The sequence below is a fragment of the Rhizobium sp. WYCCWR 11146 genome, assembly GCF_013591995.1.
Classification (GTDB): domain Bacteria; phylum Pseudomonadota; class Alphaproteobacteria; order Rhizobiales; family Rhizobiaceae; genus Rhizobium; species Rhizobium indicum.
The window spans coordinates 52,883-67,576 of sequence record NZ_JACCEY010000005.1 but is presented as its reverse complement, the minus strand read 5'-3'; the positions used below and the strand labels follow the sequence as shown (position 1 = coordinate 67,576).

Below are 14,694 nucleotides of genomic sequence, written 5' to 3'. Positions count from 1 at the left end.
CAGGAGACACCATGATCGACGCAGCCCTGATAAATGAATGCGCAGACCCTTCTCTCAAGCCGACGATCGTCGAGCAGTTCGTGATGGCGGCGGGCTCGGCTGATACCTTCGCCGTCACCGTCAAATCAGGCGACCGATTGATCCTCGTTCCGAAAGCGGCATCGGCCGAGGAGGCGATTGCGATCGCGCGCCAATATGCTGGTCAAGCGGTCGTCCGCGTAGGGCTCACCCAGTTCCCCGCTGGCGTGGGAGTCAAGGAACCGGCGGATCTGAAGCCCGATCTCGTCGATCCTTGCCAGAACCTCCGGAAAGGCACTGCGATGTTCGCCAAGGTATTGAGGATCGTTGCAAAATGGTATGGCAACCCCACGAGCAAAGACGTCTTCCCGAAAATCTTCGAGGACGCGGTCTACGCATGGAAGACCGGCGAGTTCGGGGGTGTCGGCGTGTTTCAGGCGGAGGATCCTGGCATACCCATCGAAGCGCCGCAGCAAAGCGATAAGGAAGTGGATGGCGAGGAAGCGACGCCGAAAGACTTACAACCAGAGACGATGCAGGATGTTAGGCATGCGGGGATACGGATCGATCTTTCCCGCATTGGTCAACAACAGCGTTGAGTTCACCTCGCATTGGCGAGGCATGTTCCGGCCAAGCCAAAGTTTAGGCGACTCCAAAGCATGAAATTAATGCCCTTCCAGATGCCTCGTCCGCGGTTGTAATGGCGGCGAGCCAGTAAAACCCGCCGTACTGACGGGTTCCAGCTATGAAGTTGCCCGACAAAAACCCGACAGGATCTGAATTCTGCTCGCTGAGCCATGAACTCGCGTGGTTGCGACCAAACCGCTCATTCGTCCAGCCTCGCAGCCGCAACCGCGTGCGGCATCAGGAATGTGGCAATCTGCGCGATGACGTCGATCAGATCGCCAGGATTGTGTGCAACGCCTTCAATGAAAGCACGCCATTGTCGCTGCTTTTGCTGGTCCTTGGCAAAGGCGTCCGTTAGGGCGTCCGGCAGGTCAATGGGGATCGGTGTCTCGCGGCGATCAAAGGTAGCGGCTATTGCGCGCGCCAGCCGATCATCGCTGAAGTCGAAAGACCTGCTGAGGATCCAGATGTCGTAGAAATCCTTCATGCGGCTGTTTACTCGCCCCAGCATCACCATTGCCTGGAACTTCTCGGCAATGACCGTTTCTCGCGCATAGGCCCGAAGCCGCGGCATCGGAAAATCGAGCATGGAAGGATAATCCAAAACCTCCACCCCAGGCTCAAGCGCATCGCCAAAACCGATGTCGATGGTCAGGTTGATCCGGGCTCCGCTGATCGAAGTGATCACCCGCAGCCTGAGCCCACCATAATCCAGTGCCTCGCGAATACGATCCACATGCAGCGTATCAGCGTCGAACGTAACGCCATCGTCGGCCTCTTGCGCCAGAATTTCCCGAAATGTCTCAAGCATCGGGTCCGGACTCGGATCACCGAAACCCAAAAGATCCAGGTCGCGCGTGCCTCGGTGCGGATTGTCGAACCAACTCATCATCAACATCGCCCCTTTTAGAACAAAGCGATCGGCGTGGGGCGACTGGCTAAGCCGGAACAATAACCGTTCAAGGGCGAAACGCGTCAGGACGAGATCGAAGCTTTGCCCGCTTGCCTTGGCGAGTTGCAACAGGCGGGCGCGCACCGAGGCGCCGACGTTTCTGATTTCTTTAGCCATTGGCGGTCAGCGCCTCGAGATACGGCCGGATCACAGAGCCAACGCCACCGCGTTCGGCCTGGTTGGCGATTTCGCCAGGAGTAGCCCTTCGTTGCCGCAGCGCCTCCTGCAGCCCTTCTATCGCTACCGAAAGGCCGATCTTGTTGCGATATCGAAAGCAATCGGCAATTGTCTTGGCGATTCCAAAGACCCTCACAGGAACGCCTTCAATGATATGGGTTTCGACGCTGTCGTTGAGAAGGCTGTCTGTGAAGCGCACGATGCGCACAGCGGGGGCTTCCAGTTTCGGCGGCCAGTCCTTACGGCCTATGGCAAGCCAGATTTGTCCGGGGAGCTGATCTGTCAGGCTGTGAAATGCCAATGCCGAAACGAGGCAGATAACGGCTTTGGGCGCGCGTTTGGCAACCTCCGCCAGGCTGTGGCTGGCGTCGAGCTGCGCATCAGGAAGTTGATAGAGACCGCGGGCAAGCCGCAGCACTTCACCATCTCGTTCCATTCGGCTCATGGTGGCAGCCGTGACTCCTGCGTTCCGCAGTTCGACGAAACGTGCTATTCCGCGCTCGGTTAGCACGGTCCGAGCGATTTGGCGTTGCGTGACTGAACTGGGCATTGATATAAAAGCTCGGAGAATAGGATCTATTATCCTAGGATTTGTATCACAATCCCTGGGGCCGAGAAAGCCCTCGCATTATGAATTCTTCACCACGCTAATTACTCGATGGACAAAGTTGACAATTCTAGTGGTCGCCTGGAGTAAAGATGTAGCTTGCGGCGAGGTCCACTATGCGCGCAGTGAGAGCCGGATAACCCTCGACGATCTCGTCTGCGGCAGCGCCTTGCAATTTCATCGCAGCGATTGTTCGGACTCGAGAGGAGCACAAATCTCAATTCCATTTGGCTTGCTTCGACGATTTCTCGTTGTCGCCGGCCGGATTGAAGCTGCTGAGATCCCAGATTATGCGCCTGTTTGCGTACTCACTTGGGTCTCACCAATCGGTCGCACTAATTCGACGTGGCTGACATCTAAGGCTTGAGCCAGTTCATAAATCGTAATCAAAGTTGGGTTGCGACGACCTCGCTCCAGGCTACTGAGATATTGCTGGCTGAAACCAGAACGCGCCTCGACCTCTTCCTGTGTCAGGCCTTTCTCCCGACGCAGGCGGGCAAAATTCGAGCCGACCAGTTTGCGCATGTCCATGCGCCGAAAGATCGCCGTTTACACACTCGGAGTTTATCAACTAAAGTATGTAAAGCTCCTTCCCGTAAATCCCGCCAATGCGGGCGGGTAATGGGTTTAGTTGTCGATATAAGCATCAGCACATTGTCTGCAACTCAGAGATTTCGGATGTAACGGTGTCCCATTTGATGTAGGCGAACCTTCGGGCCGCTTGGTGAGAGAATGAAAGTTTGGGAGAAGCGGGTGAACAAAGCGAGCTCATCCGATGCAAATGGTCGAGAAAAGGAAAGAGAATCGCGCTTCAGCTCGATGCAACAGTCGAAGCTTGAGGCGTTGGCCGTCTCGGCAATTCTCGAACACCGCCTCCTGATCGCCGCCGACGAAGCTGTCTATGAGGAATGGGCTCGCGCGACCGCAGACCCATCAATTTCCGCCGCCGTGCTCAAGAGCCTGCAGGAGGAGTATGTCGCGCGCCAAAAGAAATCTGAAGTCCAGCAAGAAGAACTTTCGGAAATCATCGATGCGTTAGGCTACGTCCCCGAGGTTCCACTCGATAAACATGAATGACGGTCAAACCAACCCGTGATCTTTAGCAATTGCGACGAGCTGTGGGACGGTCGCAGCCTCAAGTTTTTCGCGCGCTTTATCAAGGTAGTGCTGCACTGTCCTCGGGTTGATCCCCGTTAGCATTGCGGTTTCCGGAGCGCTTTTACCCTTTGCCGCCCACATGAGGCACATTGCTTCTCTTGGTGAAAGCAACCGTCTCGGAGCGACAATGGTCGTCGCAGCGATAATCTTCAGGCAGTAATGGATCACCAGCACCGCTCGGATCGCTTGTTGCGCATCCCGCAGTTTTGAAACGTCAGCCGTCGGCGCCGAAGATGCAAACGTCAGCATCATCGTCGACCCGAAACTTCCTTCGACGGGGATCGTCACCCCACTCCGAATTCCGTACTCGATCGCCTGGTCCCGAAAACGCCTGAGTTCGGAGGTTCCACGAGCGGGCCAATCGTCGGCCGTCCAGGAAAACATTTCCATGCGACGCTTGGCTTCAGTAACGACCGGGTCGATGCGGGAGTAATGGCCTTCGAGATAAACACCCTGCCATTCCTCCGGATAGGAGTTGAATGTGCGGATTTCCAGCCCCTCAGTCTGCAGATAAGCAAAACGGTCGAAGCCGCATGCGTGCGCAAATGTTTTCAAAGCACTTTTGATCATACGTTCATCATGCGCGGCTTCTGTCATATCGATGAGAGAGCGAAGGTCACCGTCCACTAACTTTTCTCCTTTTTTCGACGGTGCAAGCCTCCCACTCGTCGCGCCGTTCTGACGCCGCGAGGTACCGGTTGCCACCGTTCGGCTAGCCGGAACCACATGGGACATTGGACGATACGGCAGTTGCTTCTACGCGAAGCAGATCCACGTTCGTTGCATCGCTTAGGTCTATTGACCTCTGCCGGGTATTCAACTCTTTCTGATCTAAAGACGATGATTTTTATAGAGATTTTTAGTCACACCTGCGCCCCGCGCGGAATGTACTTGCGACGTTCAGCGACAAGCGAAAATCTGAGCGTCCGTTAGCTGTTTAGCGGCCGCTATAGACAGAATGAAAAATAACATCCTGATCGACCAACACATTGAACTTGTAGCCCGGCCGGATGCGAATCGTCGGCTGAACGTTCAGATTCTTCGAGATCGTCTCTTCTGCTACGCGGCCAAATGACGCGGCAAAATTCCGTCTTGCTGCATCCGAAGCCGTGTCCTGCGTCGCGAGCGTCGAACTCTCAGGCATCGACATATCGGTACCCGCCCCGATGATTGCCACCAGGGCTGCAGAACCGAATGTTCTCCAGAGATGTCGGTCGACCTTGTCCTGGAAGCCGCCATAACCTTCAGCGTCAGTGCCCGCCATACCACCGATCTGCAGGGTAGACCCGTTCGGAAAAATGAGGTCCGTCCAGACGACGAGTACCCGTTCCTGGCCGAAAGACACCTTGGAATCGTAGCGACCGAAGAGCTTTGCGCCTTGCGGGATGAGAAGGCGATAACCGGTTGCGCTGTCGTAGACATTTTGGCTGATCTGAGCGGTAATGCGCCCCGGCAGGTCGGAATTGAGGCCGGTGATCAATGTCGCCGGGATGACTGAACCGCGCTTCAATTCGTTGGGTGACATCTGCGGCACGACCTGGTTCGGCAGGTAGCCGAGATCCTTGATGTCCTGATTAAAGAAGTCCTCCTTCGACGTCTGCCCGTTCTGATCGACGTTCTGCTCCATCAAGCCTGATTTCATGGCCGCGCCATAAAGGTCTGAGGCGCTGCTCGTCACGGCATTTGTCGGCTGGCGGACGGTGTCATTGGTGGAGATTGCAGCCTTCTCGACATCGGAGATGTCTACCTTTAGCGGCGAATCGAGCGCCGTGGAACGGGCCTGGAGACGCGCCATCCGTTGCCGCTGGGCTTCGCGCATATATTGTTCATCCTGCTCTCGCTTCAGGCGTGCCTTCCACTCCTCTTCGGCTTCGAGCCTTTGTCGGCGATCTTGTCGATCTGTTGGTTGGCGCTCGAAGACCGGTTCCTGCTTTTCCTTTTTCTCCGCGACGACTGGCATCGGTTGAAACACCTCCTGCTTTTCTGGGTCACCGATAATGCCGTCGGTGACACCCCGCTTAAGCTGATCACCGAAACTGGTCGCAGGGCTGTTGGAAGCACCCTCGATGTCGCCATGATTGAAGGAAAGCCCGCGCAGTGACAGACCAATCACGACCACGCCGACGAACAGCACGATGACGATGATGGCGACGATGATCGGCAGGCGGTTGAGCCGGCGCATGCCATTCTGATCGTCGGCCTGGGCTGACGCGCCAAGTTGGAGCGACTGGACCATATTGCTCTCCGTCAGTTACCCTGCATGATCGAAAGCGGACTAGCCGGCGTGGCGCCTGCCGCCGTTGGTGTATAAGCACGTCCGAGAGCGATCGAAGGCGTCGAAACCCGCGCGAGCAGCTGCCCGTCGAATCCCTCAATTGCATAGGCAAGCTCGACCGGCTTGATGTCTTTGGCGACTTTGCCGTCCCTGACGACCGTATAACCCCGCCCCTTCAGGGCCGCCTCGAGGGCGGATGCGAACTCCGATGCGTCCGTCTCCATTTTGATCGTGGTCGTAGCACCGGCCGGGCCGATCTGTTCGGCCAGACGACTTGCCATGTCGCCGGCGATGGCGCTTGCAGCCGGTCCGGTGACGGCCACAGGTGTGGAACTGGTGGTCAGTGCGTCGTCCGCCGTTTGGCAACCGGAGAGCAGCGCGCCGACGACGAAATATGTGAGAAGCTTGCGCATGGTTCAGCCTCCCCGCCGGATGGTGATCTTCTGCTGCCGCCAACCGACACCGGAAACGAGGATCGCCTTGTCGATCGCATAGTCGACGGTCATCATGTCGTTCTTCATGCGATAGTTGACGATGCGATTTTGACCGCCGGAGACGACGAAAAGCACAGGCGCATCCTGGCCGGAGATCGACTTCGGGAACTGGATGTAGGTCTTCGCCCCGTCCGAATAGACCCGCTTCGGTTTCCACGAAGCACCGCCGCTGATTGAATAGGAGAAGTTCAGCTTGTCCGGCGCGGTGCCCGGAATGCCGCCCGTTTCGAGACGGGTGTTGATGTCGGCGAGCTTGGTGGACACGTCTTCCGGATATTCGAAACCAACGCGCGCCATGTATTGGCTCGGATGGGACTTGAGCTGGATGTGATAGGTGCGCCGCGATGTCGTCACGACCATTGAGGTGAGAAGGCCTGGCTCCGACGGTTTGACGATGAGATGGATCGCCTGTCCGCCTGTGGCCCCCGAAGTGGCCGGCTCTACCTTCCAGCGCACGGTGTCGCCGACCATAACATCGCGAGCGATCTCGCCACCCTGAAGTTCGATGTCGCAGACCTGCAGCGGCGAGCAGACGACGGAAGGTTGCGTTTCGCCGAACAGGAAGATCACCTTTCCGTCCGGTCCCGTCGTCACCAATCCCGGCGTGCCGCGCCACTTTTTGGAAAGATTTGTTCCTTTCACCTCGTTGCTCGTCATACTTTGCGCCTGCGCGCCCGCCGCAAGCAAGAGTCCGGCCATGCAGCCGGCGGCCGCGATCAATCCCGTTTTTTTCATTGAAAGAATCCCTACCCTTAAAGCTGTGCCGTCCAGTCGAAATCCCGGACGTAGAGGCCGATCGGATTGAGGCGGATCGTCGCCTCATCCTGTGGCGCGGTGAGCGTCACCGTTGCGATCCCGCGGAACCGCCGCGTGCCGGTTTCCTTGCCCTTGCGGTCCCGCTCGTATTCCGTCCAGTCGATCTGATAGGTCTGGTTCGAGAGCGCCACGATGTTGTTGACCTCGATGGCAACGGTCGAGGACTTTGCCTTCTCGAACGGAGAATTGCCTCGGAACCAGGCGTTGACCTTCTCCGTCGACGGATCGGAGGTGCGAAGAAGAGCGTAGGTGCGGTCGATATATTGCTTCTGCACCACCGCATCCGGCGTGATCGAGCGAAAGCTCGTGACGAAGTTGCCGAGTGTGGCGCGCACCACGCGGACATCGGCATACTCGATCTGCTCGGGGAAGCCTGCGGTGACCGCAGTTCCGAGCTTGTCGACCTCGACGATGTAAGGCACGAGCCTCACTTGCGTGCTGAGATACATCGCGTAGCTGAAGCCGATGACGGCCATTACCAGACCGAGGACACCAACAATCCGCCATGCGGCGGCTGCCTTCACATAGGAACCATAGCGTTCGCTCCATTCCTGGCGGGCGGCAAGGTATGGGTTTTCCGGGGCGCGGTTCGCTGCCATTTATTTTTCCCTTGTCTCGATTACGGTTTGTCGTTGCGTTCGGGAGGAGGCTTCGGTCCGCTATGACCGCCGCGCTGTTCATCGAGCTTCGCATTGGCCAGTCCGAGAATGGACCCCGCATAAGCGCCCGGAGAGCCGATTGCCTTTTCCTTCGCGGCTGATCCGGCTGCTTGCGCGCCGGAACTGAAGCTCGCGCCCATGCCGCGAAGAGCGGCGCCTGCAACGGATGAACCAGCAGCTCGTGCGGCTTGCGCGGCCGCAAAGCCTGCGCCGGCGGCGCCGGCGGCGAGGAAGCCAGCGCCTGCGGCGAAAGACGCCGCTTGCCCGCCGTGGCGGATCGCTTCCATTCCTCCGGACACCGATGCGCCCTGGACAACGCCCTGGATGATGTTCGGGACATACATGGCGATGATGAAGACTACGACGGAAATACCGGCGATCGCCAAGGTCGTAACGAACTGGTCCGATGAGGCAGTCGGAGCTTGCGCAAGGCCAAGCAGGACGTTCGATCCGATCTTGGCGATCATCACCAAGGCCATGAGCTTCATGCCGACGCCGAAGGCATAGACGAGGTAGCGAACAGCAAAGTCTTTCGTGAAGGACGAACCACCCAGCCCGAGCATGATCATGCCGGCGAGCAGGCCGACATACATCTCGACCATGACCGACACGAAGATCGCTGCGACAAGCGAGAAGCAGATAACGACGATGCCCATCGCCAGCACCGCCGCGATCGCAAGCGCATTGTCTTCGAACACCCCGAACTGTGCCTGCTCCGACATCTGCGAGGCGACGCGGATGCCTGCATCGAACACTTCCGCGGGCGACGCTGAACCAGCGCCGGCGCCAATCTGGAAAAGACTGTCAACCACCGCTCGCGCAAAGGTCGGACCTTGGGTCAGAACGAATGCGAAGAACCCAATGAACATAATCCGCCGCACCAGTTCGGCGAACCAGCTGTCCAGCGAGGCTGACTGGATCGCCAGCCAGACGGCCGCAATGCCGATCTCGATCGTTGCGAGAATCCAGAATAGGGATTTCGCCGCCTCCATGATGGTGGTCTCCCACCCCCTCGCAGCAGACGAGACCTGGTTTTCCAGTTCCGTGAGGACCTGTCCCTCCTGCGCGAATGCGGGAACAGCATAGGCGAGGGAAAAGAGACCTGTAATCAGGAGAGAACGCGCAACAGTCACCTTTACCATCTCGGGCGCATCTCCTGGCCTTCCTTGATCGGCGGCAGCTCCTTGTCGGAGCCGAAGAATTTTTCCCGGACGGCGCGCTGCTCCTCGGTGAGCGCAGGTATTCCTGTGTTTCGGGAATTGATGATCAGCACTGTCATTGCAGACGATGCAGCGGCGACAGCCAACAGCAAGGCAATCAGGACGGGGCGGCTCACCAGCGCGGCTCCATTTTCTGGCCCTCCGGAACGCTCTTGACCTCGGCGTTGAAGAACTTTTCCCGCCGCGCCTGCGCCAGGTCCTTGTCGGTCTGTTCCGTCTGAAGCCATGTTCCCATCATTGTCATCTGTTGGGAGACGAGGCCGCGAAGCTTCTGCATTTGCGCGACTTGCTGAGCGGCGATCTCGTGCCCGACCTGCAAAGCCTTCATCTGCCCGTCAGCCGTCTCGGACATCGACCGCAATGAGGACATCGTGTCTTCCTCGCTGTCGAACTGGTCGGCCGTCAGGCTCGCGGCCTTCAGCGAGCTGGTGATCGTGTCACGGTTGGTGTCCGACCAGGACTGGTAAGTCGAGGAGAAGGTTGCGTTGCTCGGCAAATTCGTCTTGAGATCGGCGTAGCTCTGAAAGCGCTGCTGAAGAACGTCGTCCGCATTCCCCATGGAAAAGGCGATGCCCTGTCCCTGGTCGACGATACTGCGCAGCTGGTTGAGATCGCTTTCGACCTGCCCCCAGATATGATCAGGAAGCTGCGCGGTGTTTTGCAACATGTTCTCGTAGATCTTCAGCTGGTTCTGGATCTGCTCTGCAAGCTGGCTGATCTGCGTCAGCTGATTGTCGACCTGGATGCCGGAGCTTTTCATGAGATCGACAAGCTGCGCATTGTTGGCGAGCTGCGTCCATTCGGTCGCAGCGCCGGTGGCTGTCCCAGCTTGCACCGTGCCTGAGCCTCCAATCGTGAGAGCGGCGGCTGTTAAGCAGACGAGCCATCTACTTGAGTAGCGATGCGGCATCGTGAACTCCTCTCGTTTCAAGCCAGTGGATCGGCCATTCGTGGCCATGTTCGGATTTCAGTGCGCGAATGCGCTTGAGGTCCTCTTTGCCCGACGCGCCGACAAAGCTCAGTGCGATTGGCCCAAGCGACATGTCGAAGAGCCGCCGGCCGTCGGGGGTAGCGACGTAGTATTCGCGCTTGGGGATCGAGCTCGAGACGATCTCGATCTGACGCTCGTTGAACCCTATTCGCTCATAGAATTCTCGCGTGCCCGACTCACGAGCGGCGCCATTCGGAAGGCAAATCTTGGTCGGGCAGGATTCCTTCAGCACGTCGATAATCCCGGATCGTTCGGCATCCGAGATCGATTGGGTCGCAAGAACGACGGCGCAATTTGCCTTGCGCAGCACCTTAAGCCACTCGCGTATCTTGTCGCGGAACACAGGGTGGCTGAGCATGAGCCACGCCTCGTCGAGGACGATCAGACTTGGCGACCCATCCAAACGCTTCTCGATCCGGCGGAACAGGTAGGTCAGCACTGGCACGAGATTGCGCTCGCCCATATTCATTAGTTGCTCGATCTCGAAGGTCTGGAAGGCGCCGAGCGTGAGGCCGTCCTCTTCCGCATCGAGAAGCTGCCCCATCGGGCCGTCGACGGTGTAGTGATGCAGTGCGTCCTTGATCTCGCGCAGCTGCACGCCGCTGACGAAATCCGAGAGTGAGCGACCAGAGGCGCTCGCCATCAGGCCGATCTGCCGAGAGATGGCGTTGCGATGATCGGGTGTGATGGTGACACCCTGCAGACCGACCAGCATCTCAATCCACTCCGCCGCCCAAGCCCGGTCGGCAACACTTTTGAGTTCGGAGAGTGGGCAGAAGGCCAATGCCCTCCCCTCTTCCACACTGTCGCCGCCGATTTCATAATGATCGCCGCCGGCTGCGAGCGTCAGGGGCAGAAGTGAACTGCCTTTGTCAAAGGCGAAGATCTGCGCATTTTCGTAGCGACGAAACTGCGCGGCGATCAGGGCGAGCAACGTCGACTTGCCAGAACCGGTCGGACCGAAGATCAGCGTGTGGCCGACATCATCGACGTGCAGGTTCAGACGAAACGCTGTCGAGCCGCTCGCAACCTGCATCAAGGGCGGCGAATTCGGTGGGTAAAAGGGGCATGGCGCGACGGGGTTTCCGGACCAGACCGAGTTCAGCGGAATCAAGTCGGCGAGATTGCTGGTGTTGATCAGCGGCTCACGGATGTTGCAATACCAGTTGCCTGGCAAGCTACCGAGATAGGCGTCGGTGGCGTTGAGCATTTCGATCCGTGCCCCGAAACCTTCCGCCTGGATCAGCCGCCGGATCGCTTCGGCCTTCTCCTGGAGTGCTTCGCGATCGCTGTCGAACAACACAACGACCGGTGTGTAATAGCCATAGGCAACCAGTTGCGACGAGGCCTGCGCGATCGCATCCTCAGTCTCGACTACCATCGTCATCGCGTCCTGGTCGACGGATCGACTTTGTGTCTGGAATATCTGGTCAAAGAACGGCCGGACCTTCTGCTGCCATTTCTTCCGCGTCCGTTCGAGCTTTTGCCGGGCCTCCTCGGCATCAAGGAAAATGAAGCGCGATGACCACCGATAAGTCAGCGGCATCAGGTCTAGGCTGTTGAGAATACCGGGCCAGCTCTCGGCCGGCAGACCGTCGATCGCAACGACGCCGAGAAAAAGGTTTTCGACCTTTGGCGTCAGTCCATGCTCAAGCTCCGCGGTGGCGATCCAGTCGAGATACATGGGAACGTCGGGTAGCCGGATTGGATGGCTTTCCCCGGTAGTGCAGAACCGCGCGAACTGCAGCAGCTCGTCGTATCTGGCAATTCGCTCGCCTCCCCTTTCGACCGTTTCACGGGTTTCCATTCGCCGGATCGAAAGCGTGTTGGCCAAATACTGCTCAAGCTCTCGCACCGCGTTCTTGAACACGAAGAGCACCGTGTCCGCGTAGGATTTTTTCCGGCTTTCCTCATCCGAATAGATGTATTTGCTGAGAGCAGTCTTTTTGGATTCGAGCGGCCGGTGGGTCAGGATCAGCGCATGCTTGCTCTCGAAATGGCCCTGCTCGCGCGCGAAATGCGCCCGACGCTCGGCATCGATTGCGCGGGTTACCGGGTCGGGGAAATGGCATCGATCTTCTGATGGATAGTCGACCGTTGGAATACGGATGGCCTCCACCTGGATCATCCAGCCGCTTCCGAGCCGCGACAGAACGGCATTGATCTGCCTCGACAGCTCGTTACGCTCGAGGTCAGTCGCGCTTTCGGAGTCCGGGCCAGCGAAATACCAGCCGGCCATCAGGCTTCCGTCCTTCAAGAGGAGGACACCATTGTCGACCAGGCCGGCATAGGGAACGAGATCGGCGAAGGAAGGGCCGGTCACCCGGAAGCGTTTGAGAGCTACCATGGCCGCCTCCTCAGTACCGTCGCCACGGCGTAGTGGTTGCCTTGTAGTAGGGCTTGTAGGAAATGTGTCTGATATAGACTTGCCGCATCAGTGGGTCGGACTTCGCCATCATCCTGAGCAGCCCGACGATCACGACCCAGACAGTGACGCCGAAGATAGCCGAATAGGCCGTAAGCACGACGAAGATCAGGATCACTGCTGCAAGACCGGTGATCAGGACCAGCTCCCGGTCGGCGCCCATGAGCAGGTTCGGGCGAGAGAGCGCGCGATGGATGCGGTTACGCCGCAGGCCGGACAGGGACTCAGCCATGATCTCCCTCCCCTCCTCTGTTCGAACCAATTGACGTGATCTGCTCGTCGGTCAGCCCGATCGAAGCGCCGGTCGCACCGAACAGGCCGACAATGTTGGTGGCGCCGAGCAGGATGCCGGCGACAAGAACGACGTACACAAGTCGCCGCGAGAAATCGTTGAGCTCGCCGCCGAAGATGAGCATGCCGCCGGCGATGGCCACGGCTGCAAGCGCGATCGCACCCGCGACCGGGCCGGTTATCGATTCCTGAATCTGCTGCAGTGGCCCTTCCCATGGGAGGCTGCCGCCGGAACTGGCGAGCGCCGGCGCGACAGAGGCAAGAACGATTGGCGCCGCCGCGAGCGCGGCCGCGATGAGGGTATGCTTACGCGACATGGCGCGCCTCCTGTTCTTCAGTGGGCTGATCGGATTCGATCTCATACTGTCCGTTGATGAACCGCTCGACTTGAATGATGTCGCGAACCAGCCGCCCCCGCGGTGTCCGCTCGATCGAAATGACCAGGTCGACCGCCTCTCCGATCACCTCGTGCATCGGCTGCTGGCTTGCCTCGGCCGTCAGCTGTTCAAGCCGACGCAGCGCCGACATGGCGGTGTTCGAGTGGATGGTCGCCACGCCGCCCGGGTGGCCGGTGTTCCAGGCCTTGAGCAACGTCAGGGCCGCGCCGTCGCGAACTTCGCCAACGACGATCCTGTCGGGGCGCAGCCGCATCGTGCTCTTGAGGAGCCGCGCCATGTCGATCGTATCGCTGGTATGGAGGAGAACGGCGTTCTCGGCTGCGCACTGGATTTCGGCGGTGTCTTCGAGAATGACGAGGCGATCGTCTGGGGCGGATTTGACGATCTCTCGGATCACAGCGTTCGCAAGCGTCGTCTTGCCCGAGCCCGTTCCCCCGGAAATGATGATGTTCAGCCTCGTGGAAATGGCACTGCGGATCGTTGCGGCTTGGTATTCTGTCATCACGCCGGCGCAAATATAGTCTTCGAGCGGAATGAGGCGTGATGCCCGGCGACGAATCGCGAAGGCAGGCTTGGTGACAACGGGGGGCAACAGTCCCTCAAAGCGATGGCCACCGATTGGCAGCTCGCCGGAGATGATGGGCTGTTCCGTGTCGACCTCTGACTGCAGCGCGTGCGCCACTGTACCAATGACCATCTCGGCGGCAGCGGATGACATCTCGCCGGCGGGCGCAACGCCGTGACCTAACCGTTCGATGAACAGCTTTCCGTCTGGATTGAGCATAATCTCGACGACATTCACGTCATCCAGGGCAACACAAAGCTGATCGCCGAGCGCATCCTGAAGTTTGCGGACGAGCCGAGGGTGAGAGCGAAGCTGGTTCACGTATTTCTCCTTAGGCTGCCAGGCTGACAGGGGGCGAGTTCAGAACGGTAGTTGGAGGGGCGAAGCCTGAGGAACGTATCTGCGTCGGCGGATAGCGTGCCTGCTACGGCCATCGTCACGCCGATCTTCTTGGGTTCGCCTAAACGATGCAACTGCCACCCAACGCGAGCGAGGATCCGCTCAAACCGAAGATCGGTCACCGTAACAATCTCAGTGTACGCATTCGCCATGCACCATTCGATGATGCCAGCGAACATGGTGAGCGTCGCTTCATGGACCGAGCCGTCCGCCCTCCCCTCCGTGAGAGCCGTATCGACGCAGAACCGGGAACTCTCGATCATCGCGGCATGACCGTTGAGCTGACCGTCGGGGAGAAGCGAGGGGAAAACATCGGCTACCATCGTCGGACCAAGCGCCGGAAGAAGTCTCGCGCACCCAGCCAATTGGCCGGTCTCGGCGATGGCGAGAACATAGGTCGGTCGAAGTGCGTCAAAGCCATCGGACTCGTACCCCGCCGTTACGTCCACCTCCCAACCGAGGCGGTCGGAAAAAACCCGCGCACGTAGCTGGTAGTGGAGGTGAAGGAGGTGAGCCTCTTGAATCGTCCGGGGTGCTGAAAACGCGAGAACCTGCATGAACTTTCTCCGTCGTTGTTGGTGGCGGCGAAATCAGCACAGAATTGAATCGAGAGGCAGTTGTA

The 14,694-nt window shown here is 58.7% G+C and carries 18 protein-coding genes; 2 read left to right on the top strand and 16 right to left on the bottom strand.

Annotated features, from left to right (window positions below):
* The first annotated feature begins 11 nt into the window (after positions 1-11).
* The gene (locus HX899_RS02545) at positions 12-617 is read left to right on the top strand and encodes a TraH family protein (protein WP_127431471.1); all 606 of its coding nucleotides are present in this window, start codon (positions 12-14) and stop codon (positions 615-617) included.
* 227 nt (positions 618-844) lie between these two features.
* Here HX899_RS02545 and HX899_RS02540 read toward each other — a convergent pair whose 3' ends face one another.
* The 3 genes from HX899_RS02540 to HX899_RS02530 all read right to left on the bottom strand — a co-directional run bounded on the left by HX899_RS02540 (position 845) and on the right by HX899_RS02530 (position 2,912).
* Entirely contained in the window at positions 845-1,714 is an 870-nt protein-coding gene (locus tag HX899_RS02540; RefSeq protein ID WP_127431472.1) for a nucleotidyl transferase AbiEii/AbiGii toxin family protein, read from the bottom strand.
* The gene (locus HX899_RS02535; RefSeq protein WP_127431473.1) at positions 1,707-2,324 is read right to left on the bottom strand and encodes a type IV toxin-antitoxin system AbiEi family antitoxin domain-containing protein; all 618 of its coding nucleotides are present in this window, start codon (positions 2,322-2,324) and stop codon (positions 1,707-1,709) included. The genes HX899_RS02540 and HX899_RS02535 overlap by 8 nt, the downstream gene beginning before the upstream one ends.
* Before the next feature lie 345 nt (positions 2,325-2,669).
* A complete protein-coding gene (locus HX899_RS02530; RefSeq protein ID WP_127431474.1) occupies positions 2,670-2,912 on the bottom strand; it encodes a helix-turn-helix domain-containing protein in 243 nt (80 codons plus the stop codon).
* Between the two features lie 222 nt (positions 2,913-3,134).
* On the opposite strand from HX899_RS02530, the gene HX899_RS02525 reads away from it, so the two are divergent.
* Complete coding sequence (locus HX899_RS02525) at positions 3,135-3,458, top strand: transcriptional repressor TraM (RefSeq protein ID WP_164735978.1); 324 nt, start codon at positions 3,135-3,137, stop codon at positions 3,456-3,458.
* 3 nt (positions 3,459-3,461) lie between these two features.
* On the opposite strand, the gene HX899_RS02520 is transcribed toward HX899_RS02525, so the two are convergent.
* From HX899_RS02520 to HX899_RS02460, 13 genes are all read right to left on the bottom strand, one after another.
* Entirely contained in the window at positions 3,462-4,166 is a 705-nt protein-coding gene (locus tag HX899_RS02520) for an autoinducer binding domain-containing protein (RefSeq protein WP_127431476.1), read from the bottom strand.
* Between the two features lie 310 nt (positions 4,167-4,476).
* Complete coding sequence (gene trbI / locus HX899_RS02515) at positions 4,477-5,775, bottom strand: IncP-type conjugal transfer protein TrbI (RefSeq protein ID WP_127431477.1); 1,299 nt, start codon at positions 5,773-5,775, stop codon at positions 4,477-4,479.
* Positions 5,776-5,786: 11 nt separating this feature from the next.
* Positions 5,787-6,227, bottom strand: coding sequence for a conjugal transfer protein TrbH (gene trbH, locus HX899_RS02510; protein WP_127431478.1), 441 nt, complete (start codon positions 6,225-6,227; stop codon positions 5,787-5,789).
* A gap of 3 nt (positions 6,228-6,230) precedes the next feature.
* A complete protein-coding gene (gene trbG / locus HX899_RS02505) occupies positions 6,231-7,043 on the bottom strand; it encodes a P-type conjugative transfer protein TrbG (protein WP_127431479.1) in 813 nt (270 codons plus the stop codon).
* 17 nt (positions 7,044-7,060) lie between these two features.
* On the bottom strand, positions 7,061-7,723 hold the full coding sequence (locus HX899_RS02500) for a conjugal transfer protein TrbF (RefSeq protein WP_034523051.1): 663 nt from the start codon (positions 7,721-7,723) through the stop codon (positions 7,061-7,063).
* A gap of 20 nt (positions 7,724-7,743) precedes the next feature.
* Complete coding sequence (gene trbL, locus HX899_RS02495; RefSeq protein ID WP_127431480.1) at positions 7,744-8,925, bottom strand: P-type conjugative transfer protein TrbL; 1,182 nt, start codon at positions 8,923-8,925, stop codon at positions 7,744-7,746.
* Positions 8,919-9,119, bottom strand: coding sequence for an entry exclusion protein TrbK (gene trbK, locus HX899_RS34840; protein WP_087002826.1), 201 nt, complete (start codon positions 9,117-9,119; stop codon positions 8,919-8,921). The genes trbL and trbK overlap by 7 nt, the downstream gene beginning before the upstream one ends.
* Positions 9,116-9,913: a P-type conjugative transfer protein TrbJ gene (gene trbJ / locus HX899_RS02485; protein WP_087002824.1), complete on the bottom strand. Its 798-nt coding sequence runs from the start codon at positions 9,911-9,913 to the stop codon at positions 9,116-9,118. Before trbJ ends, trbK begins: the two co-directional genes overlap by 4 nt.
* Positions 9,891-12,341: a conjugal transfer protein TrbE gene (locus HX899_RS02480; protein ID WP_127431481.1), complete on the bottom strand. Its 2,451-nt coding sequence runs from the start codon at positions 12,339-12,341 to the stop codon at positions 9,891-9,893. Before HX899_RS02480 ends, trbJ begins: the two co-directional genes overlap by 23 nt.
* 10 nt (positions 12,342-12,351) lie before the next feature.
* Positions 12,352-12,651: a conjugal transfer protein TrbD gene (locus HX899_RS02475; protein ID WP_127431482.1), complete on the bottom strand. Its 300-nt coding sequence runs from the start codon at positions 12,649-12,651 to the stop codon at positions 12,352-12,354.
* The gene (locus HX899_RS02470; RefSeq protein WP_127431483.1) at positions 12,644-13,027 is read right to left on the bottom strand and encodes a TrbC/VirB2 family protein; all 384 of its coding nucleotides are present in this window, start codon (positions 13,025-13,027) and stop codon (positions 12,644-12,646) included. Before HX899_RS02470 ends, HX899_RS02475 begins: the two co-directional genes overlap by 8 nt.
* Positions 13,017-13,994 (bottom strand): P-type conjugative transfer ATPase TrbB, encoded by a 978-nt coding sequence (gene trbB / locus HX899_RS02465; protein WP_127431484.1) that lies wholly within the window; start codon positions 13,992-13,994, stop codon positions 13,017-13,019. The genes HX899_RS02470 and trbB overlap by 11 nt, the downstream gene beginning before the upstream one ends.
* Complete coding sequence (locus tag HX899_RS02460) at positions 13,991-14,629, bottom strand: acyl-homoserine-lactone synthase (protein WP_127431485.1); 639 nt, start codon at positions 14,627-14,629, stop codon at positions 13,991-13,993. The genes trbB and HX899_RS02460 overlap by 4 nt, the downstream gene beginning before the upstream one ends.
* Between the last annotated feature and the right edge of the window lie 65 nt (positions 14,630-14,694).

Coding starts and splice junctions, on each gene's coding strand:
- trbL (WP_127431480.1), bottom strand. CDS start 8,925: ATGGTAAAGGTGACTGTTGCGCGTTCTCTCCTGATTACAGGTCTCTTT.
- HX899_RS02540 (WP_127431472.1), bottom strand. CDS start 1,714: ATGGCTAAAGAAATCAGAAACGTCGGCGCCTCGGTGCGCGCCCGCCTG.
- HX899_RS02470 (WP_127431483.1), bottom strand. CDS start 13,027: ATGTCGCGTAAGCATACCCTCATCGCGGCCGCGCTCGCGGCGGCGCCA.
- HX899_RS02500 (WP_034523051.1), bottom strand. CDS start 7,723: ATGGCAGCGAACCGCGCCCCGGAAAACCCATACCTTGCCGCCCGCCAG.
- HX899_RS02475 (WP_127431482.1), bottom strand. CDS start 12,651: ATGGCTGAGTCCCTGTCCGGCCTGCGGCGTAACCGCATCCATCGCGCG.
- HX899_RS02460 (WP_127431485.1), bottom strand. CDS start 14,629: ATGCAGGTTCTCGCGTTTTCAGCACCCCGGACGATTCAAGAGGCTCAC.
- HX899_RS02535 (WP_127431473.1), bottom strand. CDS start 2,324: ATGCCCAGTTCAGTCACGCAACGCCAAATCGCTCGGACCGTGCTAACC.
- trbI (WP_127431477.1), bottom strand. CDS start 5,775: ATGGTCCAGTCGCTCCAACTTGGCGCGTCAGCCCAGGCCGACGATCAG.
- HX899_RS02545 (WP_127431471.1), top strand. CDS start 12: ATGATCGACGCAGCCCTGATAAATGAATGCGCAGACCCTTCTCTCAAG.
- trbJ (WP_087002824.1), bottom strand. CDS start 9,913: ATGCCGCATCGCTACTCAAGTAGATGGCTCGTCTGCTTAACAGCCGCC.
- trbH (WP_127431478.1), bottom strand. CDS start 6,227: ATGCGCAAGCTTCTCACATATTTCGTCGTCGGCGCGCTGCTCTCCGGT.
- trbG (WP_127431479.1), bottom strand. CDS start 7,043: ATGAAAAAAACGGGATTGATCGCGGCCGCCGGCTGCATGGCCGGACTC.
- HX899_RS02530 (WP_127431474.1), bottom strand. CDS start 2,912: ATGGACATGCGCAAACTGGTCGGCTCGAATTTTGCCCGCCTGCGTCGG.
- HX899_RS02480 (WP_127431481.1), bottom strand. CDS start 12,341: ATGGTAGCTCTCAAACGCTTCCGGGTGACCGGCCCTTCCTTCGCCGAT.